Origin of the sequence: Phormidesmis priestleyi ULC007, assembly GCF_003003695.1 — a bacterium.
Classification (GTDB): domain Bacteria; phylum Cyanobacteriota; class Cyanobacteriia; order Leptolyngbyales; family Leptolyngbyaceae; genus Phormidesmis_A; species Phormidesmis_A priestleyi_A.
Genome location: NZ_PVWG01000041.1, coordinates 18,178 through 40,453 on the forward strand (window position 1 = coordinate 18,178; position 22,276 = coordinate 40,453).

Genomic DNA, 22,276 nt, shown 5'->3' on the forward strand with positions numbered 1-22,276 from the left:
GTTACAACTTCTATTAGTTGATTAGAGTCGATGCCTCTATTGCTAGGGGATGAGGGCAAAAGGCTAAAACGTAGACCGAACTATGTGCGATTTTATGTAATTTACGATCTTAAGCAGAGTCAAGCCCTAAAGCGATCGCTGCATTCTGTCCCCCAAATCCAAAACTAAAGCAAAGGGCGTTTCCAGCCGCCGTAGATCGCGCAGTCCTGACAAAATCTAAGTCAAATTCAGGAGATTTTAGCCCCACACAAGGCGGCAAAGTTTTGTGCCGTAACGCCATCAGACAAAAAGCAGCCCCCAGCGCACCGGATGCCCCGATCGTGTGCCCGGTTGCCCCCTTCGTCGAACTCACAGGCACCCCGGATGGAAACAACTGCTGAATTAAGTGAGCTTCGTTGCGATCGTTGAGCTGCGTCGATGTTCCATGCGCGTGAATATAGTCGATGTCTTGAGGCGAAAGATTGCTGCGCTGGAGGCATTGCCAAACGGCAGCGATCGCGGCTTTACTCTCTGGCTCAGGCGCACTGACATGATGACCATCTGCGGTCAACCCAAATCCTAAAATTTGACCGTAAGTTTTAGCGCCTCGATCTTTTGCGATCGCTGCGGATTCGAGTACCAAGATAGCTCCCCCTTCGCCAAGCACTAATCCCTCACGATCAACATCAAACGGATAACAGCCCGTCTTTGCTAAAGCGCCCATCCGATCAAATCCAATCAGCGTTAGTGGCGTAATTGCCGCTTCGATGGCTCCCGCAATGACGCGCTGACACTGCCCCGATCGGATTAGTTCATAGCCTTGAGCGATCGCCCAAATTCCGGTTGCACAAGCCGCCATTGGTGAGAGCACCGGAGCGCAGGTTTGTAGGAGATTAGCGGCGGCGATCGCTGCCGCATTGGGCAACGTCTTCAACCAGCTTTTTAAAAGAATCGACTCATCTTCTAAATAAGGCTGTCGAGATAATTTCTCCCACTCAGCCTGATTTCCTCGACTTGAGCCAACCACCACTCCGCAATCTGACAGAGGCAGCCCCAGCCCCGCATCTTGAAGCGCCTCTAGCACGATTTGTTGAGTCAGTGGCACCAATTCCGCAGGTTGAGGGCTGATCAACGCCAGAGGTTTTGGCTCTAGATCTAAAAAGGGTTGGTAGAGTTGAATGCCCGATCGTGCCTCTACCAACCCATGCCAGCTAGCTTCTAAATTGCCCAAGGCTGAAGCCAGCCCAATTCCAGTCACCACGACATCCATAGCCAGTTTAAGTTTTGAGTTCTCGGTTAAAATCTCAAAACTAATGCGAATTATCCTCTTTTGAGGTTTTCGATGCCTTGAGTGACTTTGGCAGACTCAATGCGATCGCCCTGCTGAATCTTATCGACCCCTTCCATGCCTTGGGTCACAGTGCCAAACACCGCATAATCGCCATCTAGAAATGGCTGGTCAGCCAATACAAAATAGAACTGCGAGGAAGCAGAATCGGGAAACGCCGATCGAGCCATCGCCACTGCGCCGCGAATGTGCTTCAGCTTCGGGTTTTTAGACTCTAAAGTTTTGCTATAAACGATCGGCTCACTTGCTTTGTCAGGCTTAATTTCTAAAGGAATGTTGCGAGGCTGATTCGTAGTCGGGTCAATAAAACCACCCGTTCCCAGTTGCTCTAGCGGAAAGTTAGGATTTTTCCCCTGCGGGTCGCCACCCTGCACTACAAACGGCTGTGGCTCTCGCACAACTCGGTGAAACACCAGACCGTCATAGACTTTTTTATCGACTAAATCAACAAAATTACCGGAAGTGATCGGGGCATCGGTGCCGTTGACTTCGATCGTGATCGGCGAACCTTTCACCGTCATCACAACGGTTGCTTTGCCTTCTAAACGAGGCAGATTGTTAGCTTGAGGAGAACTCGGAACCACCGCAGGCACCGAAGCAGTCGCAGACGGGGATGCAGACGGGGAATCTGTGGGAGCAGAAGTTGCTTGAGGATTACACCCGACGATCGCGAAGATGGCGACAGCCAATGTCGATAAAAGCCAGTTTCGGATTTTTGTCTGCATTTTTAGTTACCCATTTCAACAAAGCCATCTAACATCTTATCGCTCAGATGCCCGAATTCAAGTGGCAAAAAAGATGGGACGCAATCTTAAGTTTCGCTAATCGAACTTCAAGAATGCGTCCCATCGGTTAATTCGGCTAAAACTCGTTCAGACCATTACAACCCCTCTAAAGGCACACTTAAAAATCTGGCAAGTTCTGCTGCCTGATTTTCTAGCTCAGACAACCCCAAAGGCTGACCCACCCGTGTGAGCGGAATATCTCGCATTCCTTTGACTCGCAGATAGAGCGATCGTCGGGGGTTCACGCCTTCTCTGAGAATTGCTTTGACCGCCTGAACATCGCTCAACTGACAGTTCAACTCAATTTTGCGATTCTTGCCGGGAAACCCCCAGCGAAAAATTGCCATCTGACCCGTCTGCTTGTTGAACTCGTTATATCCGCCACCCAAATCCCACGCGACACTCAGCCAAAGATAAGCAGCGAGCAGCAACCCTGCCACGCCATAAAGCCCCATCGCCAACCCCTGAGGGAAAAATATCAGCTTAGTGGGGTCGGCAAACGGCAATAAATTGACTTTGGTGTAACTAGAAATCGATGCCAGCAAAAAACCCGTCGCCCCGATCGAGACCACGCTTGCCCACCAATAGTTGCTAAACCGTCTCGATCCTAAAATCTGCTGGCGCAGAACAAGATCATTTGTAGAGGCTGTCTGTGCAGTCATGAGATCACTAGACCCTAAAAGAGATTACAAATTGATTGGGAGCGCAAACCGCAATCCACAACCCTCGTGACTTAAATTAAAACCCAAATTTGCGTACGGGCATGACACTGCCGTGCCCATTGACGTTGCAAGTAACCGACACGGTTTAATCCACGATCCTGATCTAGTATATTACAGCGACAGGACAGTTCAGAAACCCTGAGAGCTAAGGCGATCGATTCATGCCTAGAGATTCTCAAGCAACCGACTGGTAGGCAACAGCGCTCGCGAAATATCTTTAAAGGGATGGTCGGCTCGAATCAGCTTTTCAGCATCGGCACTGCAAACAGGCTTAGAGAACAGATAACCCTGAGCATATTCACACTTCAAGGCTTTGAGTTGTGCCAGTTGCTTAGTGGTTTCGACCCCTTCAGCGACGACATCCATTCCCAAGTTCCAGGACAGGGTGATGATGGTTTTTACCAGCTCTAACTTCTCGCCATCGACATCGACTCGGCTGATAAAAGAACGATCGATCTTCAGCAGATCCATCGGAAAGCGATATAAGTAGCCCAGCGAAGAATAGCCCGTGCCAAAATCATCGGCTGATAGCTGAATGCCCATCGCTTTAAGCTGCAACATCATATCCATGGCGCTTTCAGGGTTTTCCATGATGGCGCTTTCGGTGATTTCTAGCTTCAAATGATGAGCCTCTAGCTCAGTGTCGTCTAAAATTTGGCGAATTTGCTTAATCAGGCTCGGCTGGGAAAATTGACGACTCGATAAATTGACACTAATGCTCAACGGCGGCTGATCAGGAAAAGCGGTGTGCCAAGCCTTCATTTGACGACAGGCTTCTCGCAAAACCCACTGCCCAAGCGGAATAATTAGCCCCGTCTCTTCTGCCATTGGCACAAATTTTACTGGAGACACGATCCCCTGTTCGGGATGCTGCCAGCGCACCAGTGCCTCAAAGCCCATCATTTTCCCCGTTGCCAGCGCCACGATCGGCTGATAGTAGAGCAAAAATTCTTGATGCTCCACCGCTCGCCGCAGGTCATTTTCGAGTTGCAGCAAGTTGACTACTCGCGTGTGCATCTCTGTATCAAAGACTTCATGACAGGCTCTGCCCGATGCCTTGGCGCGATACATCGCGATGTCTGCTCCACGCAGCAGGTCTTCGGGTAGCTCATAATCAGTCGTGCTCAACGTGATGCCGATGCTGGCAGACGTAAACACCTCGTGCCCGTTGAGGTTAAACGGAGTCGATAAAGTTTGATGCACCCGCTCGGCAATTTTCTTCGCGTCCTCTAAGTTTTGAATGCGCTCTAGCAAAATGGTAAACTCGTCGCCGCCTAACCGCGAGACAGTATCTTCGCGACTCACACAGGCTTCTAGCCGTCGCGCGATCGCGATCAAAAGCTGATCGCCAATCAAGTGCCCCAGACTATCGTTGATCACCTTGAAGCGATCGAGGTCTAAAAACAGCACCGCAAACTGATGATCTGCACTTTGCCGAGAGCGAGTCACAGTCTGTGCCAACCGTTCCATAAATAAAAGGCGATTGGGCAAGCCAGTCAGCGAGTCGTGAAAGGCGTTGAGACGAAGCTGTTCTTCTACTTGCTTGCGCTCGGTGACTTCGCGCATCACCGAAACAAAGTGGGTGACTTGCCCTTGCTCATCGCGAATCGGCACAGTGTTGAGGTCAACCCAAAACCCCGTGTTGTCTTTGTGATAGAGAATCAATTCGGCTTTGACGGCTTCAAAGTTGAGCAGACTGGTGCGAATCCGATCGAGTTCGCTGGCTGAGGTGTGAGTGCCTAACAGCAACTGAGCAGATTTGCCGATCACTTCAGCCGAGGTGTGACCCGTGGCTCGCAGAAAAGCATCATTGACATACACGATTCGCAAGCTCAAGGGGTCTTCCGTCGGTTCTGCCTGCGAAATCATCACAATCTCATTGGCATTCACCACGACCGATTCTAAAAGTCGCAGATATTCTTCGAGCCACTTGCGTTCAGTAATATCTTTGACGGTGATCAGGCTGCCAGCAGGTTCTCCCTGGTTTGTGCAGAGCAGCGTTGCGTTGACTTCTGCCCAAAATTTTCTGCCGTCTTTGCGTTTGAGTTGCCCTTCCTTCCAGCCATAAAAGTTTTGGCGGTCTTGATCAGATTGCCCCGTGTGAAACTGAAGCCAGCCTTCGATCGCCGAGAAAAACTGATCAGCAGGTTTGCCGACCATTTCTGCCACTGAGCAGCCGACCAGCCTTGCCATGCGAGAGTTGACGTGCAGAACGCAATCTTCTCGATCGGTGATCACAATGCCATCATTGAGGTTTTCGATGACGGTGTGGAGCAGCCAGTCTGACTCTTGGAGGGGCTGTAGGATCGTCGTCACAGGTTGGGCGATCGAGGGGTCAGTTGCCATAGGGAACTCCTGGGCACTCTCTGCTTCTAGACGCGACCAAGTTGAGATCTGGGATTCTAAAATCTGGTTTACGCAAGGCTTTTAACGGGGTGATCAGTCAGGAAACAAACACGAGCGATCGCTATCAGAGCCTTTGTTTAACGTGAATTCGATGAAGCTTTTCACTACGGTTGCTAATCCGGGCTGCCCCCTAAATCCCCCAAAATTGGGGGACTTTGAACCTCAATTCTGGGCTTGAAGTCCCCCAGAATTGGGGGATTTAGGGGGCAGAAGCGCTGAAGAACGCAGCGAAAGAACTCATCGAACTGACGTTTGCTTAGAGAACTAGTTGATTCAGTTTGCCCAATTTTTTGAGAAACTTGGATGTGAGGCAAAGATTTTTTGAGTTTGCAGAGGTTTTTGCCAGAAAGAATAGTACAGATCACAAGGCTCTCAAAAACTGGGTGATCAAGTCTGCCATCTCAGACGAGTGATTTTGCGGCAGCGCGTGATCGGCGTTAGCAAGGATGGCAAGTTGAGCGTTTGCGATCGCGTTTGCGTAAGTTTGGCTATGCCAGAGGGGAATCGTTTCATCTCGATCGCCAGTCATGACCAACGTCGGCACTCGCAATCGATGAATGTCAGCTTCTACGGTGTCGATCGCGTCTTCAGGACGAATGCGATCGACTAAAAACGATCGCGCCGCAGGCTGGGCGTTTAGTTCGCGCCGTGCCCAGTAGATGGTTTCTAACGCCTTGCTTTGTCCCGCTAATCGAACTAGAGGTTTAGCGATCGCGAGGGCCCAATCAACGATCGGGGTTTGCCACAGCAATGGACGCAAGTGATCATACCGACCCGCAAAACTATCATCTCGAATGCCTGCTGGGGCCGCGAGGAACAGACCTTTAACGGCATCGGGATACTGCAACGCATAGGCAGAGGCAACCCAGCCCCCAAACGAGTGCCCCACGATGTAACAGGGATCGAGGTGTAATGCTTCGACGACCTGCCGCACAAACGCAACTTCTTTGGCGACATCGTAGCGGATATCGGGTTTTGCAGACTCCCCAAACCCCAACAGATCCAAGCTAATGCAGCGAAATTGAGTCTTCAGCCGCTCCATCAACGGGAGCCAGTTAGTGCTGCTGCCCAAAAAGCCGTGCAGCATCAGGAGCGGAGTTCCCTGTCCGGTTTCTAGATATGCGGCAGATTGAGGCGTGCGATCGAGCGAGTCAAACTCTAAGTGGATTTGCAGCAGGTGCTTTTGGGTCACAGACGGTTCCAGGGGTTTATTGCCAAACTTCATCCAATTTTAACTCTCAGCCTTGGCGGATTGAAGATCAGCGCGATAGCCTGGGAAGTAGCAGTTCCTGATGCGTGACTTCTCTGAAAGAGCATTTGATTATGAAGATTCGACATTATGCCGCGATCGTCCTCAGTCTATCTGTGCCTTTGGTGAGTTGGCTGGCTCCTGCTGCCAAAGCGGATGGGATAGGAGGACTGACTGCATCTCAGCTACAGCGATTTTCTCGTGATTTGGTTCCGTCGAGTTCGCAAGATTTTTTTAGGCAAGGGCGAGAGCAGTTAGAGCGAGAGATTCAGAGGCTCGATCGTCCGGTTCGCAATTCAAACGAGCTGCTGAGAGTTGAGCCACAGACTCAGAGTCAGGGCGATCGCGCTCAAAACGTCTGTCAGCAATCAAGCACTCCTAAAATCGGCAAAACTCGCCGCTTGTAGCGAATGGTTTGTGAATGCGTCTTTCGTAGAGTCACTTTATAACTAATAAATTTTGATGAATTTTGCCCTAAATCTTACCTAAGTACTAGTGTCCTGTAGTACTTTATACACAGGCTAAAGTTTCGTATTTGATGAAGTGCCCGTAGAATGCCCCCTCAAGTTTGAAAAAACCCGTTGCACCCACTCATCAGGTCGCAAATACTTACAATTATCAGGAGACTGTGAATATGTCTGTAGAAAGTGCAACTCGATTTTTAACGGTAGCGGCTCAAGATCACATCATCCGTGAAAAGTTTAGCGCTGCCAACTCACCCGAAGAATTTCTCAAAATTTCTAACCAATTGGGCTACTGCTTTACGATCGCAGAACTCAAACAACTGATTCGAGAATCTAGCCAAGATGTGGGGGTGAGACGCTCGACTGGGGTTTGGAAGTGGCTACGGAACGTTAACTGGCTAGAGAGAGCCAATGAGACTTCTCGCGACGAGGGGGAGCAAGAGGTCGCGGAAGCCTAAACTTCAGAATCTTGGCTCGGTGATTTTCATACGTTTGCTCTAATCAGTTGGGAATGGTTAGCGATCGTAAGACGCAATCAGATTAAGCTGTTAGAAGCAACGCTCAAGAACCGTAACCGCCAATCCTCGCAGCGTCACCACCTTGAATTGGCAACCCGAGATGAGGGATATTTGCCTGTTGGTAGACATCCAGGTTAGACGAATCATCCATGACAGACACGATCGCACCAATGCCCACTGCTTGTAGGTTAATGAGTTCCTCTGGCAGAGGCTTACAAACGCCTGCAAGCTTGGTAGGAATCACCCACCACACGTTCTTCTCGATCGGTTCAATGGCTCGTTGCTCCATAGTTGAACTTCTATAGCAGGGATGAAGAGAAAAATCGTCTCTGAAACCAAAACGAGACGTTGACCAAACCGATGAGTGCCGGGACTTCGACTAATGGATCCACCACAGCCGCAAACAACGCCCACTGCCATTGCCAAAAAGATCCATAGCGTCAGGTAGCGATCGAGAAAAGACAATTGTTTGAGAGCGGGTTTCTTCATCACTCTCCGCCTCCCGCGTTCCAAGCAATGTCTTTACTCGGTTGAGGATCAGGGAGCTTGCGGGTAATGACAGCCGCCGCTAAAACCAACACTGTTGACACCCACAAGCAGCCGACTAGACCATAGAACTGATACACCAATCCAGATAGCACCGTTCCTGCTAACCGCCCCCCAGAATTTGCCATGTAGTAGAAACCAACATTCAACGCTACTTTGTCGTCGTCGGTAAATGCTAGAACTAAGTAAGAATGAACGGCAGAGTTAAACGCAAAGACAACGCCAAAGATCATCAGTCCAACCACGATCGCGACATTTGCAGGGACATTGAGTTGAAGCGCGGTCGCGATCGCAGCCGGAACCACAACGAGCAAAGATGTCCAAAACTGAACCGTTTTCGATCGAGGAGGCTGACCCGACCCAAACCGCCGAATCAGTGTTGGCGCTAGGGATTGAACAATGCCGTAACCAATCACCCAACAAGCGAGAAATCCACCCACTTGAGAAAATGACCACCCTAAGACACTGCTCAAGAAAACGGGCAATCCAACCACAAACCAAACATCTCTAGAGCCGAATAAAAAGAATCGCGCTGCGGAGAGAATGTTAATCTCACGACTCTTAGAAAAAAGTTGATTGAATTTAACCTTCGCCTTGATTTTGCCCATCCCCTTTGGCAAAAACAAGCCTGTAAACAACAACAGGAACAAGCCTCCTGCCATAATCCATAGGGAACTAACAAAGCCAAATAATCCAAGTAGGGCGCTGCCTACAAAGAAACCTACCCCTTTGAGCGCATTCTTAGAACCTGTCAGAATCGCGACCCATTTGAACAAAGCAGAATGAGCATCTTGCGGCACGACCAATCGAATTGCACTCTTGGTACTCATTTTGGTTAAGTCTTTGGCAATTCCTGAAAACGCCTGAGCAACCATCACATACAAGACAGCCAACCACTGCGCCCAAGCGGGATTGAGGAAGGACAGCAAAACTAGAGAAAAGATTTGTAGTCCAATCCCTGTGTATAGCGTGACCTTCAACCCTAATTGAGAACCAATCCAGCCGCCTAAGAAGTTCGTGACGACTCCAAAGACTTCGTAGAACAGAAACAGCGAGGCAATCTGAATCGGGGTATAGCCAATGTTGTTAAAGTAGAGCAACACGATCAACCGCAGAGCACCATCAGTAATCGTGAAGCCCCAGTAGGTCAGTGTTACCAGAATGTAATTCTTAAAATTGGCACGAGAAGCAGTAGAAGCTGTCATGAGAAATGAGGGAGTAGGTGTGCTGAATCTTCAGTAAAAACCGCTCTAACTCGAACCTATTTCAGACCGATCGCAACTTTTCTCGCAAGTTCTACCATGCGATTTGAGTATCCCCATTCGTTGTCGTACCAAGCGAGAATCTTCACTTGAGTTCCATCTACGACCATTGTTGAAAGTGCATCAATGATTGATGAGCGCGGGTCATCTTTGTAATCGATCGACACTAACGGGCGTTCTTCATAGCCTAAGATGCCGTTTAGCGTTCCTTCAGCCGCCGTTTTTAGAAGTTGATTGACTTCCTCAACTGTGGTCGATCGTGCTACTTCAAACACACAATCTGTAAGCGAGGCGTTGAGCAATGGAACTCTGACTGCTAACCCGTTGAGCTTGCCATTTAGTTCTGGATAGATGAGTCCGATCGCGGTTGCCGATCCGGTAGAGGTGGGAATCAGCGACAAGCTCGTAGCTCGTGCCCGACGCAAATCTTTGTGGGGGGCATCGACGATCGTTTGAGTATTGGTGTTGTCGTGAATCGTGGTAATCACACCATGCTTGATGCCCAACCCTTCATGAATCACTTTGACCACGGGCGCAAGACAGTTTGTGGTGCAAGAAGCAGCAGTCAAAAGATTGTGTTGGTCTGGCTCGTAGAGATCATCATTAATCCCCATCACAATGTTGAGCGCCCCTTGTTTAACCGGAGCCGCGACAATGACCTTCTTAACTCCGCGTTTGAAATAAGGATCAAGGGTTTCTGGGGTCCGAAACTTTCCAGAACATTCCAACACTATATCTACGCCGTAATCTTCCCAAGGCACTTCTCCCGGCTTCGCAAATTCACTAAAGCTAATCGGTTTGCCATCAATCAGAATGCGGTTTTCGCCAGCTTCGACTTCGGGTGCCCAACGTCCATGTACCGAGTCAAATTTGAGCAAGTGTGCCGCCGTTGCTGCCCCGCCTTTGACTTCGTTGATATGCACAAATTCGATCTCTGACCCGCCCCAAGCTGCTCGTAAATCTAAGCGTCCGATTCTACCAAATCCATTAATTCCAACTCGCACAATCATAGATTTCACCTGGGTGAATCGCTTCTATATTTCAATTTAATTTAGTATATTTCTTTAGTTTACTTATTTCAAGACTTGATTTCAGGATCTTTGAGAAAAATTAAACTTAAAAAAATTGATTGAGTTTAAACTGAGTGGACTTTGATGGACCGTTCACGATCGCGGTTTGAGAATAGAGCGATCGTGAACGCCATTCAGTCTGCCGATTAAAAAACCGCTTGTTTGCGAAGCAGTTCACCGATCGTCAAATCTGGCTGCGGAACGCCTTCAAACACTGTTCCAACTTTGCCCCGATAGAAGTGAAGTTCGCTGAGGCGATAACCTTCATCCGGCAGGGGAATGTAGTTCACTCCTTCCGAAACCCGCTTCGCATTCCGAACCTAGTAGAGGACAAATTCCTGAAGTTCGGGTTTCTGCTGTGCTGCCGCAGCGTTGATGTATATCGTTTCAAATAAAATTGATTGTTTCAAGTATGCTGCAACACATATGAGGTGACGAATTGTAAAAAACTTGATGGGTCAACCATCATCTCGACAAGCACGAGCCGGGAGAATCGGGCTGAAGCGGCGAAATTCTGCTAGATACTGCTCCAATAAGACAAACTGAGCCAAATTTAGGCTGTAGTAGATCCAGCGTCCTTCTTGGCGAGCTTTTACTAACTGAGCCTCCTTTAGAACCTTGAGGTGAAAGGACAGTTTCGATTGTGTTACTTCCATGGCTCCACAGAGGTCACACACACAAAGCTCCTGCTCTCGGAGTAAATCGAGGACTTGAACCCGCAAAGGTTCCGAGAGCGCATGAAAGCCCGTAACGATTAAAGTTGATGGGATTGAGGTTGTCTTTTGCATCAAATTTTATTGTATTGAGTTTCATCGGAGGGGTGCGACCTCCATCCGATACATTGGAAAAAACCGATTACCTTTTGCTCCATAAGGGTTTTGAGTGCCTGTAAAATTGATCAATGAATAATCAAAAAGACTACTGTGAAATCGTTCAAAAACCTTATCAGCAGGAGGCTTGAGCCACTTTAGTATCAGGTAGAGGTCGCACCCCATCGGAGCAACATCCTATTTTAGGCGATCGGACGGCAGTTCACGGTTGTTTCATCTCAATCACAACGCGATCGACTTGCTGAATTAGCTAATTGCTATCTTATTAATTCTTAATCAATTGAAATCTACTGTTAAGCTCACTTCGGTTTCTAGCGTGGCTCCGGGAGCGAGGTCAAACAGCCGATCGCCCGTATTTAACGCATTCCGAAGAGCGCTCCAAGGTTCTAAACAATAAAAATCTTTGCCTTTTAGCGTCCAAAAAACCAGGGCTGAAAACTCAGGGCTGTAGCTGAGGGTGATGCGGGTGTGACGGCTGAGATCAGAGCCGATCGCAACCTGACGATTTAACTGCGGAAATGCCCAATCGATTTCAGGTCGCTCGAAGTCAAACGTGTTAAAAAATGGTTGCCTGATCTGAGACTTTTGATCTAACGCTTCGGTCGCTGGAATCTCGAATCGCAATTGATGCTTATCTAGCACCAAAAAGTAGGGATGAAACCCGATCGAGAACGGCATCACCTCGCTAGAACAATTGGTATAACGCTGCTGAAGTGATAGCGTTTGTCCTTGCAGCGTGTAGGTAAACTCAAGCTGAAAATCAAACGGATAGACAGCACGAGTCTGATCATTGCTCGACAACCCCAATTTTAGGCTGGCTTGATCTTGCGTCACCCGATCGAGCACTTCCCAGGGCAGATCTCGCGCAAACCCGTGTTGTTTGAGCGTGTAAGACTGCCCGTTGTGCGTGTAGGTGTTGTCTGGCAAATTGCCGCAAATTGGAAACAGAATCGGAATGCCACCGCGCACTGATAAGCTCGGATCTGCAAATCGGGCCGTGTCCATATAGAGCAATTCTCGCCCCTGCACCTGCCAGCTCGTGATAATGCCACCTCGATCGGGCACCACTTCTAACCGTGACTGTGCAGTCTGGTCACTCAGAATATAGGTGTCATATTGCTGACGACGAAACGCGATCGCAAACACAGGCATCATCCCAGATGAATCAATAGGCTATAGAGTAACAGGTCACCAGAGCATAAATGAGTATTGTGCTCTACTGTCGGGGTGTCAGCATTGCCGCAGCAACCTCCGTAGAGGCAGGAGTTTGGGCATATCGCTTCTTCAACGGCTCTAAGCTATTGGCAGGGCTAGGCGCGATCGCTGGATCTGACTCGATCGAGGGTGAAGCCGCATCTCCTTGCTGATCAGGCGGCATCGAAGGAGTGGGTGATGCTTCGGTGGGGCTAGGGCTAGGAGCCGAGATAGGCGCTGCCTCGCTAGTCGGGCTGGAGCTAGGAACCGGGATGGGCGAGGTTTCGCTAGTCGGGCTGGGGCTAGGAGTCGAGATAAACGAGTCGTTTTTCCAGGGTGCGGGGGCAGGTTGATCAGAAGAAGGACTCGGCTGCGTGATTGGCGTGCCTGCATCAGGCGACATGGGGGCAGATGGCGGACTAGAAGCATCAGGCGCTTGCGGAGTCGGCGAATCGACGGGGCTAGGAGCGGGGCTAATAGGTTCGGGTGAGGTAGAAGTCGGCGCGGCAGGAGTCGCGATCGCAGGGGCACTTGGAGCGATCACCGTCGTATTTGTCTTTGCATCTAACACCACAGGCGACTTCAGGGGTTCGTGAAAGATGTCTGAGACGTTTTCGATCTGGTGCAAAATCTCGGTGCCGCGATCGCCACTCACAACTCTGGGCTGAAATCTTGTTACCTCGACTGGCACAAACTCTACTTTCATCTGTTTATCTTTAAGTCCCACTTTGAGAACGGCGGTATCGTAGTCGCTCACCGACTTGCCACCAAAGATGAAATTACCCAGCGAGTAAACGATCGGTCGTCCTTTATAAATTTCTGCCCCCTGTAAAACGTGAGGATGATGCCCAACGACTAGATCGGCACCCTGATCGATCGTAAATCGCGCCAGATCCAATTGATAATCACTCGGATATTTGGCTAACTCTTCGCCCCAGTGGTAGTTGACGACGACCCAATCGACCTGACTGCGGATTGCTTGGATATCGGCAGCGACCCGATCGTTTTGGCGAGAATTCGTCCCAGCAACGCCTGCGCCTGCCGCCTGAAATTCTCCGTCATAGTAGCCGAGGTATGCAATTCGTTGCCCTTTTACGTCGAGAATTTCTGGGCGGCGAGCGTCTTCAATCGTTCGTCCTGCCCCGATGTGATGAATCCCGGCTTGATCCAACGTTTTGATCGTGTCTTCCAACCCAGCCGCCTGATAATCCATCGCATGATTATTCGCCAAAGTTACGAGGTCAATGCCGCCATTCTTCAACACCTGCACATTTTCAGGATCGACTTTGAAGTTAAACTGCTTGTCGGGTAAGGGCGTAGTGGTGGTGGTAAACGGCGCTTCTAAATTCACCATTGCCACATCGACCTGTCGCACTTCATCCATGGCTGAGAAAGCCCACTGACGATCGCTGCCCACTAAATCAGTGTAGGCATCGGTGAGGGTGACATCTCCGCCAAACATCAGCGTCACGGTCGGGTCGTTGGCATTCTGCACGGGCGGTTTCTCAACTGAAACGTTGCCCAAAGCAGTCAGAACGGTATCGGGGCGAATCGGTGAAATTGCCGCCGGAGAAGCAGAGGCAGTCGTTTGCTCAGTTGGGGCATCGCTGTAGCCCAGCCAGCATCCCAGAATAAACGCGGCGGCGGTGGTGCCTGTGAGCAGGAGCGATCGCAGCGCCCGAAATTGCACTTTTTGACGAGCAGCTTCTTGCACTTGTGACTGAATCTGGCTAGCTCTGCGAACGGAAGGCACTTGTTTAATCGGAAGCCCAAGTTTGGCGCGTCTTGCTGGAGACAACACTCGCACGGATTGCCGCCAAATCACTTGAGGTTTGCCGACAAATCGCCCCGTCACCTGCACGCCTTCAATCACGTCTGAATTGAGTTTCCAGAGGTGATGACAAATCAAGCGCACTAGGCGGCTGCGAAACTGGGGTGATTTTGGATCGCGATCGGGCGACGGATGAAACTCGACAAGCACCTGCAAACACCCAGACTGCGGGGCTGCCTCGACTTTTGCATAGAGATTATGAGGCAAAAGAAACACATTTAGCCAATAGGCAATGGCTCGAAAATTGCCCGATCGTGCCAGTTCTAACACAGAGGGGTGATACGACTCGCCCGCGTGACTCATACTCCAAAACTCCCACACACAGTTCGCAACAACAACGATACAACCCCGGATGAATGTGTTTGCCAGACCTGACTGATTTCGATGATGCAAATCACAGAATATTAAACTCTATATTGCTGGGTTTGCACTAAAATTCTTTTTCGACGGGGCGAATTGGTGGAGGACACGGCGTGCCATGTCCCTACGCGAACGTTTGATGGGGGCGATCGTTTTCCAATCGGTGTAACTGACACGGCTTTGACGTTTCCCGTTCACAAATCGGTAAAAGTGCTGGCTTAGAATCACAGACGTTGTTAGCTGACGAATCTGTATGCAGTTTGCCAAGCGATCGCTGCTAATTTTTCTGAGCCTCTATGTCCTCTACCTCGCAAAAACGGCTGTAGGCATTAACTTGTCAAAGCGCTACACGGCTCCGGGGTTTGTCAAGTTTCCGGTGAAAGCATTCCTCTATCACTGAATCATGGCTCCCAGAAAAGCCTCTGCAAATCGATAGAAGCAGGTACGATAGGGCATATACTCCCTGAAGTTTGCGGTTTTTTAGGTTAGGCATGACCCTCGACCCCAATTCGCCTCCCTCTGCGCCTGACTCACCCCATGCCAATAATGGAACGGGGAGCAATGAGGCCGATCGTTCTCCGATTTCTCAACCGCCCTCTAAAGCTGAGATTTCGCGAGAAAAAAATGCCTCTGCGTTTCCAGGAGTGGGCATTCCGCCGAGTGACACGTCTCGATTGGCAGCAATTCGCCCTGCGATTTCTCTGATGGTGCTAGTGGCGATCGTCATCGTGATCATCGGGCTATTCATCAATAGTTTTTGGCTCGTGTTAGCAGGCTCGATCGTGGCGTTGCTCTTGTCGTTCCGCGTTCTGTTCCCTATTCTGCAACCGATTTTGGCAGAACTCGGTGCCGGACGAGAACAATCCGTTTTGATCGCTTCCGCAGGGCTAGTGCTGGCAGTGATTGGCTTGCTCAAAATTGCCGGATTCGGAACGATCCTCATTGTCTTGTACAAACAATTAGACTGGAACGCGATCGGCGCACTTGGTGAAGTATTTGGCGCGTTGGGGCAAATTTTGATCGCAATTTTGGCGGTTTACATTGCTTGGCGGCAATATATTATTTCTAAAGATCTGACGATTCAGCAAAACACGATTACTCAGCAGCAAACGATCGACACCTACTTTCAAGGCATTTCGGATCTCGTTTTAGATGAACAAGGCTTGTTAGAGGACTGGCCTCAAGAACGCGCGATCGCCGAAGGTCGCACTGCCGCGATTCTCAGCAGTGTGGATGGATCGGGCAAAGCCAAGATCTTGAGGTTTCTGTCTCGTGCCAAACTGCTAACGCCTTTGAAGCGCGATCGTCACCTTGGACGTGCCATTCTCGATGGCTCTGGCGGCTATGCAGAAGACCGTAGCCACGGCACACGCGTCATTGATGTCGGGGTGATGTTAGCGGCTGCTAACTTGGCAGACACCGACCTGCGCTGGACAGATTTGAGCGAGGCAAATTTGATTCGGGCAAACCTCGATCGCTGTGATCTGGTCAAGTCTAATCTCGCCAGAACGATTCTATTTAGTGCCAGTCTGAGAAGCGCAGATTTTAACGGAGTGCGTCTCTTTTACGGCAGTGCAGAAGCCGCTTCACCTCGCAGCCGCACTGAGCCACCTAACTATAAAACGGGTGCCCACACGGGAGCCGTGGTCGAAAATGCCGATTTCACCGATGCTGAAGATCTGTCTCCAGAGCAGCGTTACTATTGCTGTGCGTGGGGCGGCTCCAAGACGAGAGCCACGATTCCGGGCGGGTGTGACGGCATTCCTAATAAACTGGGACGGTGAAACGGCTGACGTTGCTGAATGCAAGTATGAATTGTTGAGTCATTGCAATTCTGGAAGCCCCCTAAATCCCCCAAAATTGGGGGACTTTAAGCGGATCTAGTTCTCCCAGAATTAGGGCTAGGGGGCGTATTTGACCATTGATTCTGAAACGCTAAACGATTTCTTCAAACCGTCACAACCTGTCCGATCGCGGCCGATCGTCGGGCTGCATCTGCCACTCTCAGCGTATATAAACTGGCTTCTGGCTTGACATAGAGGGGCGTTCCATCAATTAAACAGTCCAGCACCGCAGTGGTGTCTTTGGCAAAAATGCCGCGACGACTTGCGACTTCGATCGGGCGATCGCCTTCAGCGTTGATCAACACGCCGCCTTCTCCGTCAAAGATCAAGCCACCGCTTTTGCCCTGCACTTCAAACTTGCGCTCTGGTTGCCAAACCGCTTCACCCTTGCCATAAACGACTTCGGCAATCAGCCCACTCTTAAATCGAAGCTGGGCGGCACAGAGACAGGCGGCATAATGCTTAGAGTTAGGAATCGTCTGCCATTCGCGATTTTGACAACTGACGGTTGCCACTTCGCCAAAGGCATGAGTCAAACGGTGCAGACGCGATAACGCCCCGATTAAAGGAAACCCAAATAAGTCTGGCTGATAAGTCCACTTTTGCGGCGCAGGGTTTTGAGGAGTCATCGTGACATACCGCGCATAAAAGGGCGTTCCAATCTGGGGTAACGCCTGTATTAACGCTTGATGGACTCCGCCCAACAACTCAATGTGTTCGACGTGCAGTAACAAATTGTGGGATCTTGCCAGCGCGATCGCGTCCTCTGCTTCCCCAACTGTTAACGCTAAAGGATACTCCACTACCACATGTTTTTTGGCTGAGAGGGCAGCCTGCACGATCGTTCCATGATCTCGATTGATGCCCGACACGATCACTAAATCAATCTGCTCATTGCTAATCAGATCAGCCCAGCCGCTAAACGATCGCGTCTGGTAAATGTGTGCAAACTCCTGAGTCGTTTCTGGCGTATGCCCTGCCACACCAACTAGCTTGGCTCTAGGATCTGCATTCACCGTCTCAGCTCGCATTTTGGCTACATACCCCGTGCCTACTAACCCAACTCGAATGGGGAGCGCCGAAAAAGAAGAAGTCATGATGCTTGTAGAAGTAAGAGCTATTGATCAATCTACCTTAAATGGGACTTACGCAAACCTCAGTTAAACAATCACGCTCTTTCTCTGAATATATGGAGCGATGTGCTATCTGTGCCACCTCCGTCAATTTTCTCGTCCTGTGTTAGCGTTATTAACGAGATTTATTTTCGGTTTTGAATTCGTTGAATAGACGTTTCTCCGAATGTAGCTCTTCACACTCTTTGATTTTGGAGAAGCTCTATGTCAATTTATGTTGGCAATCTATCCTACGATGCGACTGAAGATAATTTAACCCAAGCATTTGCCGAATACGGAAGCGTTAAGCGGGTGCAATTGCCTACCGATCGTGAAACGGGTCGGATGCGCGGTTTTGCCTTTGTTGAAATGGGCACCGACGCAGAAGAAACGGCGGCGATCGAAGCCCTCGACGGTGCAGCCTGGATGGGTCGTGACCTGAAGGTCAACAAAGCCAGACCTCGCGAAGAGAGAGGGTCTTCGGGCGGCAACTGGTCAAACGACAATCGGTCTTCTCGCCGCTATTAAGCGCTGACGATCGCCATCTAATCACTCGAAGGGGTAGGCAAAGCGTCTACTCCTTTTTATTTGGGTGTGATCATCGCTTCAATAGACGGATGCGATCTCAAATACAAATAGGACTTACGCAAACCTCCGAGGTTTTGGTCAAAGAGTCTTCCCAGACAGTTTTGGATCAACCGCGAAAGTTTGTTCTATCCTGAGAAGACAGTCTGGAAGTGTATCTGATATGACGGTTCAGTTGCGCCGATCGCTAGTGCTTGGGGGAGTTGGTCTCACACTTTTTGTTTGGTTGTTTGAAAATTTATCTCACAGTCTTGGCGAGTGGGCACCTGCGATCGTCATTGGCAGTGGAATTGCCTGGTTATTTTTGCGGTTTCAGTCCAGTGACAGCGTTAAATCCAACGCAGCACCTGTTAATTTAACGGCAGTGAAGACAGCCCTGGCAGATGCCGAAGGGGTAATCAATCAACTGGCAGTTGAGGTGAATGATCAAACGATCAACGGCAGCGCCCAGCAATTATCGGAGCTGCGATCGCAGATCAATCAAATCACCCGTGAGCTACAGCGAGATCAGATTCGCCTCGTAGTGATGGGTGGCAAATCGGTCGGCAAAACGTCGCTGACGCAGCTTCTGCAATCAACTTGGGCATCAGAATTATCGCAAAAGCTGAGTTTAAGCGACACCCCAGAATTGTTTGCCGCCACCGAAGACGGAATCGTTGCAGAACGAGACGCTTGGAAACTGGCGCGGGCAGCAGATCTGATCCTGTTTTTGACCAATGGCGACCTGACCGCATCCCAGCTTCAAGTGATACAGAAATTAGCAGCCGCGCACAAACGCATCGTGCTGCTGTTAAACAAACAAGATCACTATTTGCCAGACGAACAGCAACAATTGCTGAATCAAATTCGCCAACGGGCAGAAAAAATTCTCACATCACAGGATGTAATAGCGATCGCGACCGATCCCAAACCCCGAAAAGTACGGCAACATCAGGCTGATGGCTCGATCAAAGAATGGTTGGAAACCCCCGCGCCGCAGATTTCGGCATTGACCGATCGCTTGAGCCAGATTCTGCTGCACGAAGGCGACCAACTTGTTTTAGCTAGCTCATTTGGCGCAGTCAACGAGATTAAAACTGAGGCGAAAAAGGCATTGAATACGGTGCGGCGCGATCGGGCACTTCCCCTGATTGATCAAGCGCAGTGGATTGTGGCAACCACCGCATTTGCAAACCCGTTTCCCGCGCTGGATCTGTTGGCAGCGGCGGCAATTAATGCCCAAATGGTCATGGATCTGAGTCAGCTCTATCAGCAAAAATTCTCTCTGACCCAAGCAAAAACGGTTGCGACTACGATGGCAAGTTTGATGGTGAAACTGGGAGTTGTGGAAATTTCGACCCAAGCGATCGCGACCGTTCTTAAAACCAATGTCGTGACTTATGTGGCGGGTGGGTTACTTCAAGGAGTCAGCGCTGCCTATCTGACTCGACTAGCTGGGTTGACGCTGATTGAGTATTTTGAGGGTGACATCCCAGACGGGACGGTGAAGCGAGATCTGCTTCAACAAATCATGGAGAAAATCTTCCAACAAAATCAACGGATTCCATTCTTGCAGGCGTTTGTTAAGCAAGCGGTCGATAAGCTCAAATCGACGGCGTTGGCTCCCAAAATGGAACCGTGGACAACCGAACCTATGGCAGAGCTTCCGGCTCCTCAAGAACAGCTTTTGCAGATGGGGGCAAAACTTGAAGATGAACCGTTCCAAAGCCCAATTTTGCTAGAAATGCCAGAAGAAATTATTGCTTCTTAATCGTTTGCGAATCGTGTGAGAAATGAAATTAAGAATCGGCACGACATTGCAGCAGTGTCTCGACTCGAATTCTCCTTTTAAGCGAGAAGGCATCTTGCGATCGTCGCTCTTTAGACGAGAAAATCTGCTTCCTCGTTAGCCAGCAGTTGTTTGATGCTGTGGCAGAGGCTATTTGCAGCGGTTCGATCAGAACGTCAGCCCTTCGAGTTATCTGTGATGACGCAGCCGGAATGCTTCTAGGATATGTCCTCAAGTAGCTAAAAGTTTCTTAATAGGGTGCGTGGCGGGTCGCACTCATTTTTGCCAACGTCTTTCCAAGTAGCCTATTCATAATGCATTATTGCTTCCTCTCTAACTCACCGTCGCGGATTAGTGATATTAACGGGCAGTTTTTCGCTGGCGTGCTATAACCAACTCAGTAATCTAACCAAGCAGCTTGCATCTTTATTCTACTGATAGAAAATAGTTTATGATTCCCTCGCTCTTAAATTTAAGGTTGCAGCACTTGGAAGAAAATATTGCGAAGGTTTTGCAACTGTTGAATGAGTACGAAACAGAGTTAATTGATGAGGACGATTCTGGGAAAAAAAGTAAATATCGCCGTCGTGTTGAAAGTTTGAAGCAACAGAAAGTCGCGTATGAAGAGGAATTTGTAGAGTTGCAAGTTCAATTGACGAACAAACATCCGCTTCAAACTCAGACTCTTTCTGACCAGTTGCAGGAAATCGACAACAAAATTGAGTTACTTTTAGACAGCCAGGTTGCTCTCAGTCAAGCGTTATTGTTGCATTTTAATCCTGGGGAACAAGCATTGCTTTTTCCTTTCACACAACAGTTAGATGAACCTGAGTTGATAAAGATGCAAGCCTTTCTAGAGGCCATAGATACTGACCAAGCTTCTGAAGAGGAGATTCAATTAATGTTAACTGAGACTCGGCAGCTATTGAAAGCATTAAAAGAGCGCGACCTTACTTTGCCAGCAGGTAACGAAGCTGTTGTTGAAATAATTAATGCTCCAACACTCGATGCGAAACACGCACTAAAGATATCAATTCCAATTATTCCGTTTATCCTTGCTTACGAAGGAGAGCTAGGATTAGGAACCGGAATTAATCTTAAAGAGACTTGGCAACACTGGAAATCAAAATTTATAAAAGATTAGGTAGATTATTTTATGTCTTGGCGTGAAGAGCATAGATCTAACCTTGAACTGAAAATGGGAAAAGTTGTAAGATTGCTTGGTGAGTGCGAGCAACAATTAATTGATGAAACCGATCCCCCGACTAAAAGCAGACTAAAATCTCAGATTTCCGAACTCAAAGGACAAATGCGTGACTGTCAAGGTGATTTAGATTCCTTTGGGCAGGAACAGGTAACGCAAAGAAATTTAGCCTTGACGATGGCAAGCGTCACTTATGAGGATATAAATTTTGTAATTACAGCTCTTTTAAATCAGAGGATGATTTCTATAGACGGTCAAGATAATTTTCAGCCTACTAATCCTGAAGAAAAAATGTACAAGAATGACTTGACCCATAACATTAAATTCTTCTTAGATATGGGTCTAGCAAAGGCCGGAGAGGTACGTCATTTTGTTGAGAATAATGCGAAGATTAATTTTCCTGATGTACCAGAAAGACTAAAAGCTTCTCTAAATACTGAATATATCAAGCTAATAAGGTCAGGTATGCGAGGAGATGAATTGTTTATGCACCTGTATAAATTTTCAAGCCATAATAATCCAGACCCCTTACGGCAAGCGGCAGGACTGGCAGTTTTGTGCTACTTTTTTGAAACTTGTGACGTGTTTGAGCCATGATTTTACCTACGAAGCATATCTCAACCCGTAATTCGTTGTTAGGTGTTGGTGCTACAATTATAGAACACCTGAACTATCCACGTACCGTGACTTCTCTCTGGGGCGATCTATCTAAAGTTTCAGAGGTTGCTACGTTTGAACGCTTTGTCTTGGTTCTTGACCTTCTGTATATGATTGGAGCAATTGAGCTAGAAGAAGGGTTGCTCCGTAAGCGTCACCAATGATTAATGCTGTTTTTGCCAATAAAGTTTCATTCAAGGCTGTCGAATTTACATCCGGCTTCAATGTAATTCTGGCGGATCGCACAGAAACATCCACTGCTAGAGATTCACGTAATGGGCTTGGGAAATCAACTCTAATTGAAATCATTCACTTTTGCTTAGGAGCACGTACACGAAAAGGGACAGGACTTACAGCATCAGCTCTGAGAGAATGGTCTTTTAGTTTGAACTTGACTTTAGCAGATCGAGAAGTCATTGCTACTCGGAGAGTTGACGAGCCTTCAAGAGTGGTAATTCAGGGAAATATACTCTAATCGGCTAAGAGCTGGACTTTTTTGAAGGATTGAAACTTCCAACTCATCAGGCTTTTTAGCTTGTCGT

Annotated in this window: 22 protein-coding genes; 9 read left to right on the plus strand and 13 right to left on the minus strand. The window is 48.9% G+C overall.

Annotation, left to right across the window (positions count from 1 at the left end):
* Positions 1-109: 109 nt before the first annotated feature.
* The 5 genes from C7B65_RS21500 to C7B65_RS21525 all read right to left on the minus strand — a co-directional run bounded on the left by C7B65_RS21500 (position 110) and on the right by C7B65_RS21525 (position 6,432).
* Entirely contained in the window at positions 110-1,249 is a 1,140-nt protein-coding gene (locus C7B65_RS21500) for a beta-ketoacyl-ACP synthase (protein ID WP_073073913.1), read from the minus strand.
* 50 nt (positions 1,250-1,299) lie between these two features.
* Complete coding sequence (locus tag C7B65_RS21505) at positions 1,300-2,052, minus strand: peptidylprolyl isomerase (RefSeq protein WP_073073911.1); 753 nt, start codon at positions 2,050-2,052, stop codon at positions 1,300-1,302.
* Positions 2,053-2,207: 155 nt separating this feature from the next.
* On the minus strand, positions 2,208-2,774 hold the full coding sequence (locus C7B65_RS21510) for a photosystem I assembly protein Ycf4 (RefSeq protein WP_073073909.1): 567 nt from the start codon (positions 2,772-2,774) through the stop codon (positions 2,208-2,210).
* A gap of 225 nt (positions 2,775-2,999) precedes the next feature.
* The gene (locus C7B65_RS21515; protein WP_073073908.1) at positions 3,000-5,180 is read right to left on the minus strand and encodes a sensor domain-containing protein; all 2,181 of its coding nucleotides are present in this window, start codon (positions 5,178-5,180) and stop codon (positions 3,000-3,002) included.
* 421 nt (positions 5,181-5,601) lie between these two features.
* Positions 5,602-6,432, minus strand: coding sequence for an alpha/beta fold hydrolase (locus C7B65_RS21525; RefSeq protein ID WP_073073991.1), 831 nt, complete (start codon positions 6,430-6,432; stop codon positions 5,602-5,604).
* A 131-nt stretch (positions 6,433-6,563) separates the two neighbouring features.
* On the opposite strand from C7B65_RS21525, the gene C7B65_RS21530 reads away from it, so the two are divergent.
* Both C7B65_RS21530 and C7B65_RS21535 read left to right on the plus strand, forming a co-directional pair.
* Positions 6,564-6,896, plus strand: a complete 333-nt coding sequence (locus C7B65_RS21530; protein ID WP_073073906.1) for a hypothetical protein — start codon at positions 6,564-6,566, stop codon at positions 6,894-6,896.
* A 227-nt stretch (positions 6,897-7,123) separates the two neighbouring features.
* Positions 7,124-7,411: a Nif11-like leader peptide family natural product precursor gene (locus C7B65_RS21535; protein WP_073073905.1), complete on the plus strand. Its 288-nt coding sequence runs from the start codon at positions 7,124-7,126 to the stop codon at positions 7,409-7,411.
* A 103-nt stretch (positions 7,412-7,514) separates the two neighbouring features.
* Here C7B65_RS21535 and C7B65_RS21540 read toward each other — a convergent pair whose 3' ends face one another.
* The 7 genes from C7B65_RS21540 to C7B65_RS21580 all read right to left on the minus strand — a co-directional run bounded on the left by C7B65_RS21540 (position 7,515) and on the right by C7B65_RS21580 (position 14,507).
* Entirely contained in the window at positions 7,515-7,760 is a 246-nt protein-coding gene (locus tag C7B65_RS21540; RefSeq protein WP_219898690.1) for a protein-tyrosine phosphatase family protein, read from the minus strand.
* A gap of 199 nt (positions 7,761-7,959) precedes the next feature.
* Complete coding sequence (gene arsJ, locus C7B65_RS21550) at positions 7,960-9,222, minus strand: organoarsenical effux MFS transporter ArsJ (protein ID WP_073073904.1); 1,263 nt, start codon at positions 9,220-9,222, stop codon at positions 7,960-7,962.
* Between the two features lie 56 nt (positions 9,223-9,278).
* Complete coding sequence (locus tag C7B65_RS21555; RefSeq protein WP_073073903.1) at positions 9,279-10,289, minus strand: ArsJ-associated glyceraldehyde-3-phosphate dehydrogenase; 1,011 nt, start codon at positions 10,287-10,289, stop codon at positions 9,279-9,281.
* A 206-nt stretch (positions 10,290-10,495) separates the two neighbouring features.
* Positions 10,496-10,639, minus strand: a complete 144-nt coding sequence (locus C7B65_RS28045; RefSeq protein ID WP_181314468.1) for a hypothetical protein — start codon at positions 10,637-10,639, stop codon at positions 10,496-10,498.
* Between the two features lie 168 nt (positions 10,640-10,807).
* Positions 10,808-11,137: an ArsR/SmtB family transcription factor gene (locus tag C7B65_RS21565; protein WP_073073902.1), complete on the minus strand. Its 330-nt coding sequence runs from the start codon at positions 11,135-11,137 to the stop codon at positions 10,808-10,810.
* Positions 11,138-11,455: 318 nt separating this feature from the next.
* On the minus strand, positions 11,456-12,334 hold the full coding sequence (locus C7B65_RS21575) for an aldose epimerase family protein (RefSeq protein ID WP_083583078.1): 879 nt from the start codon (positions 12,332-12,334) through the stop codon (positions 11,456-11,458).
* Positions 12,335-12,395: 61 nt separating this feature from the next.
* Positions 12,396-14,507 (minus strand): CapA family protein, encoded by a 2,112-nt coding sequence (locus C7B65_RS21580; protein WP_073073901.1) that lies wholly within the window; start codon positions 14,505-14,507, stop codon positions 12,396-12,398.
* 310 nt (positions 14,508-14,817) lie between these two features.
* Here C7B65_RS21580 and C7B65_RS28050 point away from each other — a divergent pair, with 310 nt between their 5' ends.
* Positions 14,818-14,964, plus strand: coding sequence for a hypothetical protein (locus C7B65_RS28050; protein WP_181314469.1), 147 nt, complete (start codon positions 14,818-14,820; stop codon positions 14,962-14,964).
* 91 nt (positions 14,965-15,055) lie between these two features.
* Positions 15,056-16,348 (plus strand): pentapeptide repeat-containing protein, encoded by a 1,293-nt coding sequence (locus C7B65_RS21585; protein ID WP_073073900.1) that lies wholly within the window; start codon positions 15,056-15,058, stop codon positions 16,346-16,348.
* Positions 16,349-16,512: 164 nt separating this feature from the next.
* Here C7B65_RS21585 and C7B65_RS21590 read toward each other — a convergent pair whose 3' ends face one another.
* Positions 16,513-17,505, minus strand: coding sequence for a Gfo/Idh/MocA family protein (locus C7B65_RS21590; RefSeq protein WP_073073898.1), 993 nt, complete (start codon positions 17,503-17,505; stop codon positions 16,513-16,515).
* A gap of 240 nt (positions 17,506-17,745) precedes the next feature.
* On the opposite strand from C7B65_RS21590, the gene C7B65_RS21595 reads away from it, so the two are divergent.
* The 5 genes from C7B65_RS21595 to C7B65_RS21615 all read left to right on the plus strand — a co-directional run bounded on the left by C7B65_RS21595 (position 17,746) and on the right by C7B65_RS21615 (position 21,898).
* Positions 17,746-18,048: an RNA recognition motif domain-containing protein gene (locus C7B65_RS21595; protein ID WP_073073896.1), complete on the plus strand. Its 303-nt coding sequence runs from the start codon at positions 17,746-17,748 to the stop codon at positions 18,046-18,048.
* A 220-nt stretch (positions 18,049-18,268) separates the two neighbouring features.
* Entirely contained in the window at positions 18,269-19,855 is a 1,587-nt protein-coding gene (locus C7B65_RS21600; RefSeq protein ID WP_073073895.1) for a slr1306 family protein, read from the plus strand.
* A 469-nt stretch (positions 19,856-20,324) separates the two neighbouring features.
* Positions 20,325-21,017 carry a hypothetical protein gene (locus C7B65_RS28055; protein WP_073073893.1) on the plus strand — a complete coding sequence of 231 codons (693 nt, stop codon included), beginning with the start codon at positions 20,325-20,327 and terminating at the stop codon, positions 21,015-21,017.
* Positions 21,018-21,029: 12 nt separating this feature from the next.
* Complete coding sequence (locus C7B65_RS21610; RefSeq protein ID WP_073073891.1) at positions 21,030-21,674, plus strand: ABC-three component system protein; 645 nt, start codon at positions 21,030-21,032, stop codon at positions 21,672-21,674.
* Positions 21,671-21,898, plus strand: a complete 228-nt coding sequence (locus tag C7B65_RS21615) for an ABC-three component system middle component 6 (protein ID WP_073073890.1) — start codon at positions 21,671-21,673, stop codon at positions 21,896-21,898. Before C7B65_RS21610 ends, C7B65_RS21615 begins: the two co-directional genes overlap by 4 nt.
* Positions 21,899-22,276: the final 378 nt, after the last annotated feature.